General features: G+C 67.1%; 15 protein-coding genes, 2 tRNA genes and 1 pseudogene. 3 read left to right on the top strand and 15 right to left on the bottom strand.

Features of this window, described 5'->3' with window-relative positions:
* Positions 1-34: 34 nt before the first annotated feature.
* The 13 genes and pseudogenes from csb2 to EDC22_RS17085 form a co-directional block, all read right to left on the bottom strand.
* On the bottom strand, positions 35-2,341 hold the full coding sequence (gene csb2, locus EDC22_RS17140; protein WP_132807902.1) for a type I-G CRISPR-associated protein Csb2: 2,307 nt from the start codon (positions 2,339-2,341) through the stop codon (positions 35-37).
* Positions 2,338-3,414, bottom strand: a complete 1,077-nt coding sequence (gene cas7g / locus EDC22_RS17135) for a type I-G CRISPR-associated RAMP protein Csb1/Cas7g (protein WP_165926962.1) — start codon at positions 3,412-3,414, stop codon at positions 2,338-2,340. The genes csb2 and cas7g overlap by 4 nt, the downstream gene beginning before the upstream one ends.
* Positions 3,407-4,261 carry a hypothetical protein gene (locus EDC22_RS17975; RefSeq protein ID WP_165926961.1) on the bottom strand — a complete coding sequence of 285 codons (855 nt, stop codon included), beginning with the start codon at positions 4,259-4,261 and terminating at the stop codon, positions 3,407-3,409. The genes cas7g and EDC22_RS17975 overlap by 8 nt, the downstream gene beginning before the upstream one ends.
* A complete protein-coding gene (cas3g, locus tag EDC22_RS17130) occupies positions 4,258-7,182 on the bottom strand; it encodes a type I-G CRISPR-associated helicase/endonuclease Cas3g (RefSeq protein WP_132807900.1) in 2,925 nt (974 codons plus the stop codon). Before cas3g ends, EDC22_RS17975 begins: the two co-directional genes overlap by 4 nt.
* A 398-nt stretch (positions 7,183-7,580) precedes the next feature.
* Positions 7,581-7,796 (bottom strand): annotated as a pseudogene (locus EDC22_RS17125) (integrase); the annotation flags it as partial.
* A 294-nt stretch (positions 7,797-8,090) separates the two neighbouring features.
* Positions 8,091-8,166, bottom strand: a tRNA-Phe gene (locus tag EDC22_RS17120).
* A 178-nt stretch (positions 8,167-8,344) separates the two neighbouring features.
* Positions 8,345-8,563, bottom strand: coding sequence for a DNA gyrase inhibitor YacG (yacG, locus tag EDC22_RS17115; RefSeq protein WP_132807899.1), 219 nt, complete (start codon positions 8,561-8,563; stop codon positions 8,345-8,347).
* A gap of 3 nt (positions 8,564-8,566) precedes the next feature.
* On the bottom strand, positions 8,567-10,084 hold the full coding sequence (locus EDC22_RS17110; RefSeq protein ID WP_132807898.1) for an AMP-binding protein: 1,518 nt from the start codon (positions 10,082-10,084) through the stop codon (positions 8,567-8,569).
* A gap of 30 nt (positions 10,085-10,114) precedes the next feature.
* On the bottom strand, positions 10,115-10,741 hold the full coding sequence (locus EDC22_RS17105) for a Maf-like protein (RefSeq protein WP_132807897.1): 627 nt from the start codon (positions 10,739-10,741) through the stop codon (positions 10,115-10,117).
* 73 nt (positions 10,742-10,814) lie between these two features.
* Positions 10,815-11,033 carry a translation initiation factor IF-1 gene (gene infA, locus EDC22_RS17100; RefSeq protein WP_132807896.1) on the bottom strand — a complete coding sequence of 73 codons (219 nt, stop codon included), beginning with the start codon at positions 11,031-11,033 and terminating at the stop codon, positions 10,815-10,817.
* Positions 11,034-11,134: 101 nt separating this feature from the next.
* Positions 11,135-11,590, bottom strand: coding sequence for an arsenate reductase ArsC (locus tag EDC22_RS17095; RefSeq protein ID WP_281048306.1), 456 nt, complete (start codon positions 11,588-11,590; stop codon positions 11,135-11,137).
* A 3-nt stretch (positions 11,591-11,593) separates the two neighbouring features.
* Positions 11,594-12,070 carry a UPF0262 family protein gene (locus EDC22_RS17090; RefSeq protein WP_132807895.1) on the bottom strand — a complete coding sequence of 159 codons (477 nt, stop codon included), beginning with the start codon at positions 12,068-12,070 and terminating at the stop codon, positions 11,594-11,596.
* Positions 12,067-12,543, bottom strand: coding sequence for a DUF2948 family protein (locus EDC22_RS17085; protein ID WP_132807894.1), 477 nt, complete (start codon positions 12,541-12,543; stop codon positions 12,067-12,069). Before EDC22_RS17085 ends, EDC22_RS17090 begins: the two co-directional genes overlap by 4 nt.
* A gap of 596 nt (positions 12,544-13,139) precedes the next feature.
* Here EDC22_RS17085 and EDC22_RS17075 point away from each other — a divergent pair.
* A tRNA-Thr gene (locus EDC22_RS17075) sits at positions 13,140-13,214 on the top strand.
* A gap of 399 nt (positions 13,215-13,613) precedes the next feature.
* Here EDC22_RS17075 and EDC22_RS17070 read toward each other — a convergent pair.
* Both EDC22_RS17070 and EDC22_RS17065 read right to left on the bottom strand, forming a co-directional pair.
* Entirely contained in the window at positions 13,614-15,464 is a 1,851-nt protein-coding gene (locus EDC22_RS17070) for a sulfotransferase family protein (protein WP_132807892.1), read from the bottom strand.
* 398 nt (positions 15,465-15,862) lie between these two features.
* Positions 15,863-17,305 (bottom strand): TrkH family potassium uptake protein, encoded by a 1,443-nt coding sequence (locus EDC22_RS17065; RefSeq protein WP_245499825.1) that lies wholly within the window; start codon positions 17,303-17,305, stop codon positions 15,863-15,865.
* Between the two features lie 258 nt (positions 17,306-17,563).
* On the opposite strand from EDC22_RS17065, the gene EDC22_RS18160 reads away from it, so the two are divergent.
* Positions 17,564-18,043, top strand: a complete 480-nt coding sequence (locus tag EDC22_RS18160) for a hypothetical protein (protein ID WP_245499824.1) — start codon at positions 17,564-17,566, stop codon at positions 18,041-18,043.
* A gap of 146 nt (positions 18,044-18,189) precedes the next feature.
* A complete protein-coding gene (locus EDC22_RS17055) occupies positions 18,190-18,813 on the top strand; it encodes a tetratricopeptide repeat protein (RefSeq protein ID WP_165926959.1) in 624 nt (207 codons plus the stop codon).
* The last annotated feature ends 143 nt before the right edge of the window (positions 18,814-18,956 follow it).

The raw sequence follows: 18,956 nt of genomic DNA, 5'->3' as shown, positions 1-18,956 counted from the left end.
TCTATGCTCGAATCGATACTCCCAACATTGTCGGTCACTCCCTTTCGGCGACGAACAGGCCGAGACCGAAATGGGCAGACCGTCCCAGGGCGATCGGTCCGGGAACGGGAGTCGGGAATTGCAGACGGACCAGGCTGCCGCGCTTGTCGGGCGCGACATGGTCGCGCTCGGTGCGAGCGAGATCGAACCGGCGTCGGCCATGGATGTGGTCAGATGCATCCAGGAGCCGCACTTCGGGAAGCGGCGCATCGGGATAGCGCAATCCCCACTCCCGCCGAATCTGCTGTCGCACGAGGATCGCTCGATCGAGCTCCGCATCGGAACGTTTGCGGAAGCGAGGCATGAAATAGGGCGTCAGGGATCGCCAGACGCGGCTTGGCGCAACGAGCGGAACGACGCCCGGAATCGCTTCGGGTGGTGCGATCGCCTCAAGGGAAACGTCCACCTCGCCACTGCGTGCCGAGCCTCGCCCACCGCTCCACCACAGGCGGCCCAGTCGATGGAGCCGATCGAGCGCGTTGTCGGAAAAGCCGCGCCGGCAGTAGACGGTCAGGTGGTCGATCAGGCCATCGCCGTCCGCGTCCTCGGGCAGGAAGAATGCATGCCCATGCGCAGGGTCGGCGCGCAGCGGGCCGTCGGCGCCATGCCCGGAGAACTCCGGAGGTGGATATCCGCCGGCCATCAGCGCCCGCCGCAGGACATCCGCCACGAACACCGTTCCTTCGATCCGTGGCCGCCGTTCGGGCCCCAGCCGATATCGCGCCGCTTCCGGCCATCCGGGCGTCTCATCCCTGACGGCATGAAACAGACCCAAACCGAGGAACCGGCCGTCGCCGATCAGAATCGGACCGGCCCTCGGCTCGTCGAAGACAATCTCGGCATGGAGCCTGGAACGTCCGGCAAGCCAAACACGGTGCGGGTCATGCCTGCTCGCTGGCAGTCGCCAAGCCGCATCCGCTCGCGGTTGATGCGGTCGAAATGGCTCTCGTCGCAGCCGGAAAGCTGCGACCTCTTCAAGACCAGCATGCTTCAATGACTTCTCGAACAGCACTGCTTCGTCTTTGCGTCGCCGCGCATCGGCCCGCATTTGCGATTCCTCAGTCCCCGGCGGCGCGGTCCGATCTCGGATCGTGCGCGGAGGTGGCCGGTGGCCGGGAAGGACGACAGGCGAAACCGACCGCCAGATGCGCGCCGGGCCGAGATAGCGGGACCTCATGCTACGTTCACGCTCGTCGTCCGCCTCGGCCGGAACCAAGCGGACCTTAAGAAGCGACGTGGTTGCACCGAACTCCACTTCGACGCCGGTCAAGGCACGGCGCACACTCTCTGGGGAGAGAGGAAAGCTGGCCGGCACGTTGACAAGGACTCTGCGCAGCAGGCCGTCGGCATGCTCGTGTCCGATCGAGGGAAGCGGCGCCGCGAACAGGCGCCTCTGCGTGTCGGCACCCTCTGCGCCGCGCCCCGTCACCAGCCTCTCGATCTCCTCCGGAGTAGTGTGGGGTGCCGCATGCGGATGCCGGCGCAAGGCTGCGACCAGACGCTCGGCGAGCTTCACGCGAATCGCCTGGGCGAGGATTGCAGTGTCCTTCGGATCGACGGGAAGCGGCGCATCCGCCTCCTCGGCGGGCGTGCGGATTGCAAACAGCAAGTGCACGGCTGCGTCGCTCACCGACGGAGGCTGCTGGTAGCGCACAGGCGGAAGGTTTTCGCGCAGGCTTCCGGTCGCCAGCCGCTGGAGATTCGCGTCGTGACGCTCAACCAAGCTTTTCAGTGTGCCCTCGCAAGGCCAGGCGCCTGGCGGCCACGCAATGGTGCCGTCCGCGACAGGAGGCTCAGAGCCGATCCGGACGTCGGCGACGGCATGATCGAGGCCCGTGCCCAGGACGACGAGGCGTCGGACCACGGCGCGGGCCGCCTCGGCCGCTGCGCGGTCGGCCTCCTCAATCCGCCATGCATAGATCAGCGGCGCACGCCCGACGACCCGCGGCCGCACAACCTTCAGCTCCTTGTCGCCCGCCAGCAGCCGGTCGAGATGCGCCCCCTTTCGCAGAGCGGGGAGGTGCCGATCTGCCTGATTGTTCGGCACGGCGATGCGATAGGGCCTCAACCTACGCGCTGGCGGCGCGAGAACGAGTTCGGGAGCCCCGAGCGACTCGATCCAGCGCAACGCCGTCTCGCTCGCATCGCGGTCCTCGACCGCCCAGCGGCCCGACAAGGCACCGGCGGTGATGGCCTGGAACAGGCGCAGCGGCGTCGGCGGCCATTCAGGCCGCGTATCCAGATCGCGCCCGTGATAGCGTCCGGTGAGAAACCGGACCTCGATCGAGAACCAGAGAGTCATTGGGACGCTGCGGCAGCCTCGTCGTCACCCTTGGCCCGCTTCTTGACCTCGGCTTGCGCGCCCTCCTTGGTTGCAGTCCATGTCTGCGCCTTGAAACCTTCCGGAAACAGGCGGTCGCGGGCTGCCCGCGCATACGCCAGAACCGCATCGTGCGGCAGGTCGATCTCTTCCTCCCAGCCGTCGAAACCGACCACACGCCACTTTGCCCGCGGCTTATCCTTCGGTGGAACGAGGCTGCAACCTTGACGGAGAAACAGCGACATCGGCGCGGTCGCAGCGGCAAGGGCAAGACCCAGTATGTACTGCCGTAATTGAGATCCGCGCTCGGAATCCGTCCCGCATCCGAGCCGCTGGATACCGGCGAGATGCACGGTCAGAGTGCGAACAATGCGGCCGCCGTCGACGAGTTCGACTCCACCGGGCTGGCGCCCGCTCGGCGAATCGCGGAAGCCTGCCTGAGAGCGTTGTTCGAGTTGCTTCTTGTCCTTGCTTTGCTCAAGCAAGCCCGTTTCAACATAGTCGATTGCAGAGAAATACTGCGCGGCGCGATGCCGTTTCTCAATTCCATAGGCATCGATGCGCGCCTCAAGCAGCCGTGGCAATTTTGCACCAGTTCCACGACTGTCCCACGCGCCGAAGACCAGAGAGGTCGGCGCAAAGGCCGCAAGGGCACCGTAATCGCCGACCAGCACCTGCTCGAAAGCCTCCTGCACTATCTTGGCCTTGTCCGGCACGGATCGCACCAAGGCGTCGGCGGCGCGGTGACCGAGCTCGAGCAGGTTCCTTTGCGTGTTCCCTGCCCTGATCGTGATCTGCGGGACAAGCTCGGCGAGCGGCGGCTTCAGGAACAGTGGCTCCAACCGGTTCGCTTCGGCGCCGGGCGTGTCGAGCGTGGCCACGCGTTGTCCGTCCACTTCGTCGATGATGTAGTCCGACGGATCGCCCTTCTTCGCCGGCGCAAATGTCGGCGGGAAGACCAGCGTGCCGACCACCGGTCGCAGCGGCTGTTCCAACACGAGCGCCGCGGCCTTGCCCTCCGCCCATCCGTTCAAGCTTTCGTCAAGCTCAGTCATCGTCGCTGTCCTCCCGAACTCGTTCGAAAATCTCTTGCGCGCGGGTGAATGCCTTGTACTGGTCGTTCGGTGCGCCGACGACGCCGCTGCGTTCCTTGCGCCCGAGCAGGCGAAAGCGGAAGCGGCGCAGGCCGGGTGGCGTGAAGGCACAGCCGGCCGCGGCGCGCGCGAGCTCCACGGGCAAAGGCTGTTGCCACACCCCGAGGACCAGGGCGTCATCATCCTGTCGCGGTCGAAAGCCCTGCAGGCCGATGGCGGCGAAGAGTTCGACGGCAGGGAAATCTTCACCGGAAAGGCCGAGGGCATCCGACGAAAAGCCGACATCCAGCGCCGCGCGCCCCTTTCGCGCGTCGAAGCCGAACACCGAGGCATTTCCATTGAAGCCCAGGGCAAACAGGCGTGGCGTGTCCACCTCCAACGAGCCCATCCAGTCGAGAAGGTGCGCCATGACCTTCGGGCCCTTCATCTGCCCCGCAAAGGTCTTGATCCGCGTGCGGCCGAAATCCTCCCCGCTCCAACTATTCAGCCGCCATTCGCTGCCATCCGGCCAGCACAGGACGGCCGGATCGTCGCCCGATCCGGAATAGTCGTATTCGGCCAATGCGCTGTTTGAACCCCGCGCGCGCTTTGGGGGCTTTCCCTGAACGTTCTTCACCGAGGCTTTCCGGAGCCATTCGACGACAGCGGAAATGTTCGCTGGCGCCCCGACGATAAAGCGGTCGCCGTCGAAATGGCCCGTGACGAAGGCGCACTGGCGCCAGAGTCGGTCGGCGGCTTCGAGCAGCCCGCAGCACGCGAGAAGCTGGCCGGGATTCTCAAGATCGACATCGACTGAGAAGCCGCTCATTGGGCGGCCTCCCGCGTCGCAGACGTGTCCGCCTCGCCGTCCTTTTCGAGACGGCGGGAGACGGTGGCGTCCACCGAGCGGAACAGGGCTTCGAGCCACGCGAGACCCCAGGGACCCCACCGGCGTTGCAGGCACACATAGCGGATGGCGGCCTGCAACGCGTCCTCATCCAGAACCGAGGGGAAAATCTCCTCTTCGTCCTGCGCCGGGATCGACGGCCGCGCCCGGCCGTGATGCGAAGCGATCAGGTGAAGCGCAAGGTCGCGATACTCGTCGCTCAACCCGGCAAGCGCCGTGGCGATCTCCTCCTTGTACAGCGCATCGCGCAGCGACCCGAATTCGTGCCGATAGCCGCCCGCGCCCGGACCGCGGCCCGCACTCTTTGCGTAAGGCCTGCCGTCGCGCGGGGCGCCGACACCGTCCTGCCAGATCACGCGGGCCTTTCCGCTATCATGAATGGCAATGCTGCGGATCAGCGTGTCCGCAAGCTCTGGCGGCAAGCCAAGCCGCAGCGTAAGCCTCCCCATTTCCGCCTTCGCCTCGGCCTGATGCTCGCCCAAGCCTTGCGACTGGCTGGCGGCGCCGGTCTCGCCGTCGATGTCCCAGTGTCTCCAGTACTCGAGCACGGAACTGGAATCGTCCGGATCTTCGTCTTCCGGCGGCAGTTCGGCGAACCAGGCTCGGCGCAGGCCGAGGCGGCGGCGGACCGCAGGCGCAATCTCGTATTGCCGAAGTGCGGCCTTCGCACTGTCGAAGGCCGGCGGCACCGTCAGCAGCCGGACCTCAGCCTCGCCGTTCTCACTTGCTGGCGTCACCAGCCGGATCACGAGCCCCTGCTGAACGTCCACGTCCTTCGGCTGCACGTGCAGATCGTCGCGACCCGCAGCCTTGGCATCTAGCGCGCCGTCCTGATCCAAACCGCCAAATGTCGGCTCAAGCAGGAGGGTTGCCTGCGCCAGCGCGTTCTCAATTTCCTCGTTCCTCTTGCCGTCCCAATCCAAGGCCAATTCGGTGCGCTGGTCTCCCGCGGCAGAGAACTCCAGGATCGCGCTCGCGTCCGCGATCGTGCCGCGACCGATGAGTCTGCCGCGCTTCAGTGCGAGGAGCCGCAGCGATGGGCTTGACTCCTCGCCGGACTCCTGTGCCTCCTCCCGCTCCCTTCGGAACGCCTTGATCCGATCCCGCAGGAATTGCGCGACTTCCCGCGTCGGTGCTTCCAGAATCTCGGCCGGCATGAGGCGCGCCGCCGCCAGCGCCGCCTCGACCTTTCGCGCGGGAAGCCGCGCGAGGTACGCCACATCGGCTCGCCAGGCCACCATCGTCTGCGGCTCGTCGTCGACGATGCCGCGCAGGAAGGGTTCGACGTCGGAGCGGCCCGGATGATCCTTGAGCGATGTCAGCGCCCACGCCTCGACATGCTCGCGCTCGATCGTCGGGATTTCGGGAGGCGGCGTCGACGCGGCTCGTCTGGCGTTCGGGTCGAGCGCGGAGAGGTGCACCGGCGAGGCGTCGAAACCGTCGTCCAGCCTTGGCAATGCTTCCAGCGCCGCCTTGGTGGCAGCGAGTCGCATCGCCTCGGCCTTCTTCTCCTCTCTATCCGATGCCGAGACCTGCAACACGGCTGGATCATAGCGAATCACGACCGGTGCCGCCCCTGCGCATTCGCCGCGGCGATTGACGCGGCCGAGGCGCTGGATCATGCGTTCGAGCGGCACCAGGTCCATGACCGCGGCATCTGCGTCGAGGTCCGCCCCGACCTCACCGGCGGCGGTGCAGACGAGGTATCGCGTGCGGCCGTCTGTCGGCAGATCGCGCTCTCCGTCCTTGTAGGTGAAGGCGCGATAGGTTTCTTTCTCGACGAGCGCGTCGCGCTCCTTGCCGCGGCGCGCGCCGGTGATCAGCGCAACGTCCTCTGTCAAATCGGCTTCCTTGACGCCTCGCGACTTGGCGAGCTTCTTGCGCAGGGTATCGGCCGTATCGCTGGCAACGGCTCGCGAATTGCAGAAGATGAGGACGGTGCGCGACGTGCCGTCGAACGCTGCGGCCCTTTCGGCCAAAGCGTCGCGGAGCGCGTCCTTTACGCCTGGCAGCGCCTCGAAGGCGATCCGCTTGGTCGGCCGTGTCCGACCCGTGCGGCATGCCACGAGGGAATCATCATAATCGTCAACTTCCAGACGGAAGACAGTTCCGGGACCGTCTTCGTGCGAGGTCGCCGACAGGGGCAGAAGCTTTAGCGCCGGAATCTGCACCGGCGTGGACGTCTGCTTTTGCAGTTCAAGAACGTTCTGAACGGCCTTGTGGAACGCCGGCGCGATATGCGCCTCGTCGAGCACGATCAGGCTGTCCACGCCGATGAGCCCTGCCTGGGCCGAGCGCGACCAGCGGCTCATCCGGTAGCCCGAGAAGAGCAAGCGCGAACCGGCCATATCGACGGTGCACACAATGATGGCCGGCGCTGCCGCATCATAGGTCCACGCCCGGTCGTCGGCCTTGCCGCCGCGCAGCGTGGAGATCAGGAGGCTGCCATCATCCTCGATGCCGAGCCGCTTCTTGAGCTCGGCTGCGATCTGTGGCGCATTCACCGTCGTTTCCGCATCAAGCGCGCCGGAGTGCTCCGCATTGCCCTCGAGCGCGGCACGCAGTCTTTCGGCCTCTGCCGTCGCCTGATCGACGACGACGCGGCGATCGACGACATAGACAAGACGTCGGGGCAGCGCTGTCTCTGCACCCGCCAACGCACGGGCGATGAGCCAGATCGCCATGACCGAGGTCTTGCCGATCCCGGTGGGCAGGTCCACGGCATCGGGAAGATCGCCGGCAAGCATCCTTTCGAACAGCCGGCGTTGCCAGCACATCGGCGCATGGCCGGTCAGTACCTTGAAGGTCGTGTCGAACGATAACGATATCATCTCCGACGACATCCTCGCCCTCGGTGGCACTCCGATTCTTGCTTGGCGGGGGTCAGATCGACTCCCGACCCCGGCGACCGGCGCCGGCCACGAACAATGATTGAAACTGACGCATGGAAAATGCAACTCCCTGTTGCGATCTCCGCCCTCCGGAGGGAGAAACACGTGCAGCCGACCTTGTCTGCCGGCACGTCTCAGACGGGCTTTCGGGCGAGCGCCTCCGCCTCGGGGAAACGCTTTCCCGTGAGGACTTCGCTGACGCGGCCCTGATTGAGCTTCAGCGCGGCAGCGATCTCGTGCTGGCAGAGGCCTTGCCGCCGCGATCCCCGCACCGCGCAGAAATGCGAGACGCGCAGAAAGTCCGCCGCCTGCCCGGTGGTCAGGTCGTTTTCACGCCACCCTCAATGGTGTCACCGTTGCGCGCGCAGCGCATCGAGCTTGTCCGCCCACCATTGCATCATGAGTACGCGCTCGTGCCAGGATTCGGCGCGCGCATAGGCGCGGCGCACCGCGTCTGCGTCCTCATGGGCAAGCCGAGGCTCGATGGCATCGGCGTGCCACAGCCCGCTTTCGTTCAGGAGCAACGACGCCGTGGCGCGGAAGCCGTGCGCCGTCGCATCATCCTTCGAAGAGCCGAGCTGCCACTACTCCGAGCCGTCGGGATGACCATTCGGTTGGAACCCGCCGCCGTCCGAAAGCTTGATCGTGCGGGCGCCGGGTTTTGCTTTGCGGATGGCAGTATCGGTGAGCGGCATCTTGTTGGCCCATCGTCTATTGGCCTCATCCTGGGCCAACAAATGGGCCAACAAAATTGTTGGCTTTGGGCGATTGGCCGCGGACGCTCGCGACCGAAATTATGCGATAACCACTTGGAATTCAATGCGTTTCCGGACGCCCGCGAAGATCTGCGAGCAGGGAAATGGTGCCCAGGGGCGGAATCGAACCACCGACACCGTGATTTTCAGTCACGTGCTCTACCAACTGAGCTACCTGGGCACCCGGCACGTCGGGGGCAGCCATGCGGCCGGCCCGGCGGCGAGCGGGCGGGTTATAGGCAATCGGGCGGCCTCTGTCCAGCGTCCCTGACCGGTCGCGGTGGCTGCCGCGGCCGGCATGGACGGGCCGGCGGGCATGTCGCCGTCGGACGCCGCGCGACAGGTTCAGCAACGATCCGTCATGCCTTGCCGGACTCTTCCGGTGGGCGGCCGTCCTCGTCCTGCGACTCCGATTCCGGGATCGCGTAGACGCCGGTCAGCCAGCGGTTGAGATCGACGTTGGCACAGCGCGTCGAGCAGAACGGACGGGTCGCGGCGACCGCCGGTCTGCCACAGATCGGACACGGTTCGGCGCACAACGCATCTGCCGTCGCCCTGCGCGGCGGCGCGTCGGCCATGGCTCAGAGCCCCTCCGAGCGTCGGCGCGCATCCTGCGCCCGCAGCTCGGTCTTGAGGATCTTGCCGTAGTTGTTCTTCGGCAGCGCATCGACGAACACATAGTCCTTCGGGCGCTTGAAGCGGGCGATGGCCTCCAGACAAAGCCGGTCGAGCTCGGCCGGGCTTGCTTCGCCGACCACATAGGCGACGACCACCTCGCCCCATTCCGGGTCGGGACGACCGATCACCGACACCTCGCGCACGCCGGGATGGGTGAGCAGCACCTCCTCCACCTCGCGCGGATAGATATTGGTGCCACCTGAGATGATCACGTCCTTCGAGCGATCCTTGAGTGTCAGGAATCCATCGGCATCCAGCACCCCGACATCGCCGGTATGCAGCCAGCCGCCGCGCAACGTCTCGGCACTCGCCTCCGGGTTCCGCCAGTATCCGGGGATGACGCAGTCGCCGCGGATCAGCACCTCGCCGGTCTCGCCGACGGGCAGAGGTGCGTCGTCGGGCCCCGCGACCCTGATCTCGCAGGCCGAGTTGGCGATGCCGGCGGAGCCGATCCGCTCCAGCCAGCGCGGATGCGATCGGTCGGCGATGATGTCCTTGGGCAGGACCGTGCCGGTCATCGGTGATTCGCCCTGGCCGAAGATCTCGGCGAGCCTCGGGCCGAAGCGATCGAGCGCGCGCTTGACATCCTCGACATACATCGGCGCCCCGCCCCAGACGAGCGTGCGCAGCGCCCGCGGATCAAACGCGGCGGGGCAGTCGACCAGCCGCTTGATCATGGTGGGGGCGGCGAACATCGAGGTGCCGGGCCGCGCCGCGATCAGGCGGAACACCTCCTCGGCTTCGAAGCCGCCCGACTCTGGCACGACGTTCACCGCGCCGCGACAGACATGCGGCAGGATGTAGAGGCCGGAGCCATGGCTCATCGGAGCCGCATGCAGGACCGCATCGGCGGGACCGGTCGGATCGACGTCGGCGAGGTAGCCGAAGGTCATGGCGACCAGGTTGCGGTGGGTGATCATCGCCCCCTTCGGCCGCCCGGTGGTGCCCGACGTATAGAACAGCCAGGCCAGCGCGTCGGGAACGGTCTCGACCACCGCCGCCCCTTCGGACCGGAACAGGCCGGCATAATCGGTCGAGCCGATCTCGATCAGGTGGCGGAGACCGGCCGGCCGGTGTGCGTCGATCGCCTGCGCCTCCTTCGGTGTGGCGAGACAGACGGCCGCGCCGGCATTGTCGATCATCCAGGCGAGCTCGGCACCGTGCAGCTTCGCGTTGGCCGGGACCGCGGCGAATCCGCCCCACCAGATGCCGTAGAGGCATTCCAGATATTCGGCACAGTTCCTGGCCGCGATCACCACCCGGTCGCCGGGGACGAGACCGAGCGCGGACAGCCCGGCGGCGAGGCGGTTGGCGCGAGCGGCGAGCTCAGCATAGGTCTGGTAGACTCCGCTTCCGATGCCGACGGCGGGGCGATCGGGAAGGGCGCGGCCGGCGCGCGCCAGCCAGGCAGCGACATTCATGGGCAGTTCCTCGCGACAGACCTCGACGGGTCATACCGGCCCGCTGAGCCAGTTCAGATAGAGCGGATAGCCGTCGCCCCGCAGCATCGCCGCGGTCTCGGCCAGCGGCAGGCCGACAACGGCGGTATAGGATCCGATCAGCTTGATCACGAAGGCACCGGCGATGCCCTGAATGGCATAGCCGCCGGCCTTGCCACGCCATTCGCCCGAGGCCAGATAGCTCTCCATCTCCTCACGGCCAAGCCGCTTGAAGCGGACGCGCGTCTGCACGAGCTTCTGGCGGATGGCGCGGGACGGCGTCACCACGCAGACGCTGGTATAGACCCGATGCGTGCGGCCGGACAGCAGATGCAGGCAGTTGGCCGCCTCGTCCATCATTTCCGCCTTGGGCAGGATACGGCGGCCGAGCGCTACCACCGTATCGGCGGTGACGATGAACGCACCCGCGAGATCAGGTTCGCGGTCGATCTGCCTCAGCGCGAGCTCCGCCTTGGTGCGGGCGAGACGCTTGGCCAGCGTGCGGGCCGTCTCGCCCTTGGCAGGCGTCTCGTCGACATCGGCCGGACGCAGTGCATCCGGCTCGATCCCGATCTGCTGGAGAAGGGCCAGTCGGCGCGGCGAAGCGCTGGCGAGGACCAGTTTGGGGCGTCCGCTCATTCGTCTCCACTACACCGGCTGATGGTCGAAGACCGGCCGAATCCCACCGGGGAGGTCAACGCCGCGACCCGCCTCACTTGAACCGGTAGGTTATACGGCCCTTGGACAGATCGTAAGGTGTCATCTCGACGAGAACCCGGTCCCCGGCCAGCACGCGGATGCGATTCTTGCGCATGCGGCCGGCGGTGTGGGCGATGATCTGATGATCGTTGTCGAGCTTCACACGGAAGGTGGCGTTGGGCAGGAGTTCTGTGACCACTCCGGGAAACTCGAGCAGCTCCTCTTTCGACATGCAGGCCGTCCAGAATCCGACGAACGACGGCGCGGAAACTAGCGGATCGCGGCAGCGATGTGAACTGGCTGCGTGTGCGACCCGAAGCGCGATCGGACCGTTCAGCCGCTCGGCGGGGCCTGCCAGCCGAATCGGGCCTTGACCTTGCGCATCAGGGCATCGCGCACGCGGCGATAGGCCTCGAGACGCTGCTCGCGGCTGCCGGAGGCGAGGGTGGGGTCTTCCGTCGGCCAGTATTCGACATCGACCGCCATGGTCCGGGTCAGTTCCAGGGCGCGGTGATGCGCCTCGGGAGCGAGCGTCACCACCACGTCGAAGGATGTGTCGGCGAGATCCTCGAAGGTAGTCGGACGGTGCCGCGACAGGTCGATGCCGATCTCGTCCATCACCGCGGTCACGAAACTGTCGACTTCGCCCTCCCGCACCCCGGCGGAGGCGACATAGACCGAATGGGGAAACAGGTGCCGGGTGATGGCGGCCGCCATCGGCGAGCGCACTGCGTTCATCCCGCAGACGAACAGGATCGCCGACGGCGGCCTGGACGCGGCACCCGTCACCGCTCAGCCCTTCCAGTGCAGGACGCAGATCAGGGTGAACAGCCGCCGTGCCGTGTCGAAATCGATGTCGATCTTGCCGGCGAGTCGCTCGATCAGGATGCTGGAACCTTCGTTGTGGATCCCGCGGCGGCCCATGTCGACAGCCTCGATGCGGCTGGGGCTGCCGGAGCGTATCGACTGATAGTAACTCTCGCAGATCAGGAAATAGTCGCGCACGATCCGGCGGAACGGCGTCAGCGACAGGATGTGCGCCACGACCGGCGCGCCGTCCTCGGCGCGAATGTCGAATACCAGGCGGTTGTCCTGGATCGACAGCTTCAGCGCGAACGGACCTTCGCCCGTACCGACGGGAGCGAAGCGATTCTCCTCGAGCAAGTCGTAGATGGCGACCGCCCGCTCGTGCTCGATGTCCGGCGAGCCGCGACCGATCGAGGCCTCGTCGAGTTCGACGGAGACCAGACGGTCGCGGCGCGTGGTCATGCGGACGCGCCGGGGCCCGAGGTCGCCCCCGCACCGTCGTCCTCGACGGCATGGCGCGGCATCGAGGGAGTCGCCCAGGCCGGACCGAGATCGGACAGTCGGGCCTCGATGCACTCCACCTCGAGCCGGATCGCAGCGCCGCCGGAAAACAGCAGTTCGATCATGCCCGCCGGAGGATCGACCTCCTCGAACCGGATCGCCAGCAGGTTGAGGACCCTGTCCGGGTCGGTCGTCTCCACCCCCTTGCGTCGCACCGTTGTCACCCGGTCGAAGCTCAGCGCCGTACGGTTGCGCCGGTAAAGACCGGGCTCGATCTCGCCGGCGGCCCAGTCGAAGCGGTTCATGACCATCGCGAACCGCTTCTCCCGCGGCAGCCAGGCGATGTCGCCGATCCGGGCGACAGCATCCTGGAGATGCGCAGAGACGATCTCCAGATCCTCACGGTCGAGTGCGAAGAGTTTGAGGGTGCTCATGAGTGTCGATTTCGCCCGCCGGCATTGACCCCACGTTTGCGGCCGGGTCTCCCTGTTAGCGGCTGGAGTGGGCCGGCGCAACGCCGGCCGCCGGAGACGGGCACGATATCGTCGCGAGCGGCGTCGACTTCAAGCGCCGCCGCTTCATGCGCTGCCATCCGATACGGGACCTTCACCGTCTGTTGCCGCCGCGGTCTCCTGTCCCGCAGCGCGCACGCGCGCTCCGTGCGCGAGGCCACGCGCCCGCGCCTGGGCCTTGCGCCGCAGCAGATTGCGCCGGAGCGCATCCGAAAGCCGCCGGGAACGTGCCGCCCGCGCGCTGCCCCGATCGGGCTCGTCGGCACCATCGCCCGCTCCATCCCGTGCTCCGTCGTCCCGTCCGGTCATCGCGTTGCCTCCCGTCCATTCCAAGTCTAGCCGACCGCAGGGTGGAAACAGAAGTGGCCGACGGGACGCACGCCATCGCGGCACCTGTCACGCCTGTGACGCCCGGCGGCGGGCACGGTCGGACAACCGGCCGGCCATGCCTGCGGCCATGCGGTTTACGCGCTTGCGCTCGCCCCGGCGCTATGGCAGTTTCCACTCCGCTTTCCGGCGCCCATGTAGCTCAGTGGTAGAGCACTCCCTTGGTAAGGGAGAGGTCGCGTGTTCAATCCACGCCATGGGCACCAGCAGAATCCTCTGAAAATCAATAAGATTTTTGCGGCGCCCGATCCGCTATCCGGCAGGTGCCAGCAGAGCGCGGCAGGAACATGCGCCGGCAAGTGGTGGACTTCGTTGACCACCCGTTCTTCTGTGCCGGCCGCAACTGGATGCCTGCCGCTTCCATCGCCGCGTGGTCCGGCTGGTCCCCGCGCGACCAGAACCGGGCGCTTCACCCCCGGGCGGCAACGCCTGCAACCACCCGCTCCCGAGCCCCATCAGAGAGAGGTCTTCCCATGAATGCGGGCCTCCTGCTCCAGCATCCATGCTGAATCACAGCTCACTGCACCTGGGAATTCACGATTCAGCCCGAAACGATCCTGCTTCAGAGCGGATCGAACCGATCCGGCGCAGCCTTCGCGAGTCCTTCAGACCGCCCCTCGGAGCGCCCGTGCAGTTCGAAGTGCACGAGCGGATTGACGCCGGCGGCGGCGACGTCCGGATAGGCGTCGAGATAGGCCGAAGTATCGAATCGCGGCGAAGGATCCCGCCCGAGACGGGCGCCAAGCCAGAGATAGTGCGCGGCGGGGTCCATGCCGAGCCGCCCAACGTCGGGATAGCGGGCGAGATACCATGCCTCGTCGAAGAGGGCGGATTGCCGGATGATCGTCACGAGTTCGGCAGTCGGTTCCGTCACGTTCCGTGCTCCTTCTCGCCAACCGGATCGACGGCATCGTCCGACAGGGCCCCTTCCGCCCTTCCGCGATGCCATGCCGGACATAGTGTCGCAGCGGATCGACGCCCGCTCTCGCGACATCCGGATTTTCCGCGAGATAGGCATCGGCATCGAACAGGTCGCTTGCCCGCAGCCGTGCCGATAGGCGCTTGCGGCCCCAGGGGCCCGGCAACAGTCGCCCCCACCGGGCAAACCTCGTCAGACCGCTGTCGAGGACGAGGGTCAGGACGTCCATTGCCCATCGCGACCGGGCCTCGGCTCTCCGGGCGTCTCTGCGCGCCGCCTCAAGGCCTCGGGCGGCAGTGGTTTCTGCCTGCTGCAGCAGCCTGGTCAGGACGACGATCTCGTCGGTCTTCTCCCGGACCTGCTGCTGCGCCTCGCGCCGCAGCCGTCCCTGCGCCTCGTGCAGCTGCCGAACCTGTTCCTCGAGCTTCGCGATCCTCTCGGCGTAGCTGCGACCTTGCAGCTCCGCCTGGCGGGCGCGCGTCTCGGCCTCGCGTTCGAGACGGCTGCGCGCCGCCTCGCTTTCGGACAGCCGACTGACGAGCGCGGCGTTCTCGCTGGCGGATGTCTCCGCCTCCGCCGTCAGCTTCGTCCGCACCGCCTCGCTTTCGGACAGCCGGCTGCGGAGTTCGGCGATCTCCTGCTCCGCTGTCGACGCCTTCTTCGCCAGCGCATGGACCTGGTGTGCTGACTGCCGGCTGCCATCGACGACACGGGCGAGACCGGCCATGGCGCGATCGAATTCGGCGCGCACATCGTCCAGGATCGGATGGTCCGCCGCGCGTTCCCCGGTTCTCGTCCATTCGTCCAGGATGCGATAGGTCTCCCTAACCCATGCCGGCACTAGCGCAGTCCCCAGCGCGCCCGTCGACGTCGCGTCGTGATGGCGATGGCGCGGGGACAGGAATGCCTGGACCTCCGCGAGGCTGCGGTCTGTCCGACGCGGCCACACCAGGCCGAGCGCATCGGCCGCCGCGTCGATCAGTCCGGGCGCATCGCTGAGCAGCCGATCATAGCTCGAAAAGAAGCGCGGCCGGCCGCGGGTGCCAAACTCGCCTTCCAGGACATGGCGGAGCCAGACCAGTTCGCCCACTTCCACCGGAAGATGGTTTCGCTTGTGGAGCGACGCCGCCACTTCGAGCGGATTGCGTATCGGCAGAATCACCTTCGCCTCGATCCTGGCCTCGTCCAGCACGTCGCCCCAGAACCGGGCGAGGCGACACAGGCGCGGATCCTTCAGGGCGAACAGCGACGAGCTTGCATATTCGCGCGCCAAAAGCTCGGCCGCCCGGCGCTTGAACTCGACGCATTTCGGGGATTGGAACCACGCCGGGTTGAGCGCGGCCGCGTCGTCCCACATCGACCCCGCGGAGGCAAGGATCTCCTCGTTCAGATCGACGAGCGCCCGGGATTCCCAGAAGCCGAGCTCATTGTCGTTCGGCGATGGCTTGACGAGCCTCTCGGCGAGATCGCAGCCGACCAGGTTGAGCACCCGGGTCAATGCACTGGTGCCGGACCGATGCATTCCGACGACGAGCACGCATATGCGCCGAGACGGCGGCTGGGCGTGCACCGGATCTTCGCGTCCCATTGTCCTGATGAGGGTCCCAAGGGTCTGAACGGCACGGCGCTCCGCCGCTTACCATGCCGCCTTCGCGCGGCGCAAGCCTCGGATCGCGGCGGCATTCCTGGCTCCCGGGCGGGGTATCGCACGAAGACGGCGCCGGCGGGGATTCGATCATTTCCCTGCAGAAATCGCCCGAGGATTCCCCCGATGCGACGGGCGCCCCGGACGAGATGCGCACCAGAGCGCCGAGGCTCGACCACAAGCCGACGTCGGCTGCCGCGGCCCCGTCCGCCGTCGTCCGACCTCCATCTGCAGTTGACCGGTGTCGGGATCTCCCACGAAATCATCTCCCCCCTGCCGGCGCATGCCGTCTAGCTCCGCCAGAAGTCCGGGTCGAGCAGAACGAGCAGCGTGAACAGCTCGAGCCGGCCGAGCAGCATCGCCGCGGCGAGAATCCATTTCGCCGCGTCCGGCAAGGGCGCGAACGTGCCGGCCGGACCGACGATGGGACCAAGGCCCGGACCGACATTGCCGATCGCCTGGGCCACCGCCGACAGCGCGGTAACGATGTCGAGCCCCATCATGGCGAGCACGAGCGTGAACATCGCGACGCTGCCGATATAGACCGCGAGAAAGGCAAGGACCGAGGCCGGCACATCGTCGGGCAGGCGGCGTCCTCCATACTGCAGCCTCACCACGCGGCTCGGACGGGCCAGGCGGCGGAGATGGGCGGCGACCACCCGATGCAGGATCTGAAACCGGTAGATCTTGATCCCGCCCGAGGTCGAGCCCGCGCAGCCGCCGACGAAGGTCAGGATCAGGAACAGCCCCTCGGCGGGCGGCCCCCATCGGGTATAGTCGGCCGACGCAAAGCCGGTCGTCGTCACCACCGAAACGATGTTGAAGGTCGCAAGCCGGATACCCTCCTCGACGCCGAGGCCCGCGGTGCGCGACAGCCAGATCCCCGTCGCCAGGCTGAGCACCGCCAGGAATGCGACCAGCACGCGCACCTGCGGATCGCTCCAGATGGCGAGCGGCTCGCCCTTGATCGCCTTGATGTAGACCACGAACGGCAGCGCGCCGGCGAGCATGAACAGGACACAGAACCATTGGGCCGTGGGGCCGAATGCTCCGAAAGACGCGTCGTAATTGGCGAAGCCACCGGTCGACAGCGTTGTCATCGCATGGCACATGGCGTCGAATGGCGACATACCGGCAAGCGCAAAGCTCACCGCCGCCGCGAGTGTCAGAGCGACATAGACCGCGACGATGTAGCCGACCAGCTGGGCGGGGCGCGGGACGATCTTCTCGGACTGGTCCGAACTTTCGGTATGGAACAGCTGCATGCCGCCGACCCGGAGAAACGGCAGGATGATGATCGCCATCACGACGATGCCGACGCCGCCGATCCATTGCATCAGCGCCCGCCACAGCAAGATGCCGGGCGGCAGCTCGTCGAGTCCGGTCAGAACGGTCGAGCCGGTGGTGGTGAAACCCGACACCGCCTCGAAGAAGGCGTCGTCGTAGTCGAGCCCGAGCCCGAGCAGCGGTAGCGCCGAAAAGGCGGACATGGCGATCCAGACGAACGAGGTCATCAGGAAGGCCTGACGTACCGACAGGCGCACCGGTTCGGGCCGCCGGGTGGCGATGACCGTGAGCGAGCCGACCAGCCAGGTGAACAGCGCCGAGGCGACGAATGCCTCCCAATCCCGCGCGCCCCAAGCCGCATCCACCGCCGCCGGTATCAGCATCGCAACGCCGAGGCCGGCGATCAGCAGGCCGGCGACATGCAGGATCGGTCGTATGAAGTCCACGCTGGGAAACCCCTGCCGCCACCACCGGCGACAACCGCCGCCCGTCGCGGCCCGAGGCCGGTACATATACTCCCGGGCAGGAGGCGCTGCCATAGCCCGCGAGCGGCCCGGGCGAGGCCGAGCACAGGACGGCGTCACACCGTTGCCCCTTCCCGGCCATGCACGATACCGTGCCCGGTGAAGCCGAGGCGCCACGTCCGCTTCCCTGCGGGGAAGCGACGACCGGCACCGACCTTGGCGGCTCCGGAGGACATTGCCATGACGCTGTTCCGCGCCGCCCAGGCCGCGCTCCTGCTGATGATCGTTGCGGGTACCGCGGCGCAGGCCGGCGGCTACGGCGAGTCGAACTCGATCAAGGCCCTGCGCGCGCTGTTGCAGGCGAAGCCCGATCTGTGGACAGCGCTCGAACGGGCCATCGCCGAAGCGCGGATCGACGATAATGCGACCGTCGGCGCGTTCGAAGCCCATGTCAACGGGATCGTCCGGCTGGTGGCGACCAGCCGCGACTTCGAGAGCTGGTCGCGGGGCGTGGTGGCGGAGTGGGGGGCACTTCCTCGATTCGCCGGCCGACGCCGTCTACAAGGGCGGGGACCTGGGCTTCTTCCAGTTCGGCGGCTCGGACGTCATCGTCCTGTTCGAGAAGGATGCGGTCGATCTCACCGCCGTGGCCGGCACCCACTGTCTGCAGGGTCAGGCGATCGGCACCGCCTGGGCGAGGCCAAGGTAGAGCGGGGATGATCCGTCGGCGTGCCCGAGTCTCCGTCGGCACCAGGAAACGTTTCGGCCGCTCGGTTCGACGGCGGCCACCGCGCGCGGATCAGGGCGCTGGCGATCTGCCTGGGCCTGCGCGCGGCGGGTGTGGGCTGGATGGCGCACAAGAACTGATGGACGGTCAGCGGACAGGCGAGCACCCCGACGAGCTGCGGCGGCTGGCTCAATCGGCGCGCACGGCAATCGCTGCGTCGGACTGGCAGGAGGCGCGGCGGGCGCTGACGGCGCTGCTCGCGGCGCGGCCCGACGATGCCGCACTCGCCTACAATCTTGCCCTCGTCGAGAAACGGCTGGGCCTGGCGGCTGCAGCGGAGGCGCGGCTGGCGGCCCTCCTGGCCGCCCATCCCGACCATGCCAACGCCCGCTTCGAGCATGCGGCCGCACTGATGGACCGGGGCGCCGAGGCCGAGGCGCTGGAAGGCTTCGAAGCCTGTCTCCGCCTCGATCCGAACGATGCGGACGCGCTCCTGAACGCAGGCCGCCTGTACAACCGGCTGGGCGATCCGGAAAGCGCGATGGAGCGGCTCGCCACTGCGGCCCGCCTTCGCCCCGGCGACGCGGCGATCTCACTGGCGCTGGCGGAGGCGCAACGCGATGCAGGCGACCTCACGGCAGCCGACATCGTCTTCAGGCGACTGTTCGCCACGGCACCGGCCCTGCGGCCGGCGATCCTGAAGGCGATGAGCCAGGGACCGCGGGGCCGTCTGCCGCTGGCCGCAACACGCCTTTACAGGTAGTACCTCCCGTATCATACAATCTATGATGGCGTTATCGGATGAATTTCATAAGAGCGTGTTTGAGAAGGGGGATTCCCAGGGCGACTCCTGTATGATTCATGGGGTGTCGGCTTTTCCGAACCGAGGTCGACACCGATGCGGCG

This window comes from Tepidamorphus gemmatus, from assembly GCF_004346195.1.
GTDB lineage: Bacteria > Pseudomonadota > Alphaproteobacteria > Rhizobiales > Tepidamorphaceae > Tepidamorphus > Tepidamorphus gemmatus.
Note: the sequence above shows the minus strand (reverse complement) of the source record. Positions and strands in the feature narration are given on the sequence as shown.

What these genes read in the sequence shown, in the direction of transcription:
- csb2 (WP_132807902.1), bottom strand. Translation starts at nt 2,341, where the DNA reads ATGACTCTCTGGTTCTCGATCGAGGTCCGGTTTCTCACCGGACGCTAT.
- cas7g (WP_165926962.1), bottom strand. Translation starts at nt 3,414, where the DNA reads ATGACTGAGCTTGACGAAAGCTTGAACGGATGGGCGGAGGGCAAGGCC.
- EDC22_RS17975 (WP_165926961.1), bottom strand. Translation starts at nt 4,261, where the DNA reads ATGAGCGGCTTCTCAGTCGATGTCGATCTTGAGAATCCCGGCCAGCTT.
- cas3g (WP_132807900.1), bottom strand. Translation starts at nt 7,182, where the DNA reads ATGTCGTCGGAGATGATATCGTTATCGTTCGACACGACCTTCAAGGTA.
- yacG (WP_132807899.1), bottom strand. Translation starts at nt 8,563, where the DNA reads ATGGCCGACGCGCCGCCGCGCAGGGCGACGGCAGATGCGTTGTGCGCC.
- EDC22_RS17110 (WP_132807898.1), bottom strand. Translation starts at nt 10,084, where the DNA reads ATGAATGTCGCTGCCTGGCTGGCGCGCGCCGGCCGCGCCCTTCCCGAT.
- EDC22_RS17105 (WP_132807897.1), bottom strand. Translation starts at nt 10,741, where the DNA reads ATGAGCGGACGCCCCAAACTGGTCCTCGCCAGCGCTTCGCCGCGCCGA.
- infA (WP_132807896.1), bottom strand. Translation starts at nt 11,033, where the DNA reads ATGTCGAAAGAGGAGCTGCTCGAGTTTCCCGGAGTGGTCACAGAACTC.
- EDC22_RS17090 (WP_132807895.1), bottom strand. Translation starts at nt 12,070, where the DNA reads ATGACCACGCGCCGCGACCGTCTGGTCTCCGTCGAACTCGACGAGGCC.
- EDC22_RS17085 (WP_132807894.1), bottom strand. Translation starts at nt 12,543, where the DNA reads ATGAGCACCCTCAAACTCTTCGCACTCGACCGTGAGGATCTGGAGATC.
- EDC22_RS18160 (WP_245499824.1), top strand. Translation starts at nt 17,564, where the DNA reads ATGACGCTGTTCCGCGCCGCCCAGGCCGCGCTCCTGCTGATGATCGTT.
- EDC22_RS17055 (WP_165926959.1), top strand. Translation starts at nt 18,190, where the DNA reads ATGGACGGTCAGCGGACAGGCGAGCACCCCGACGAGCTGCGGCGGCTG.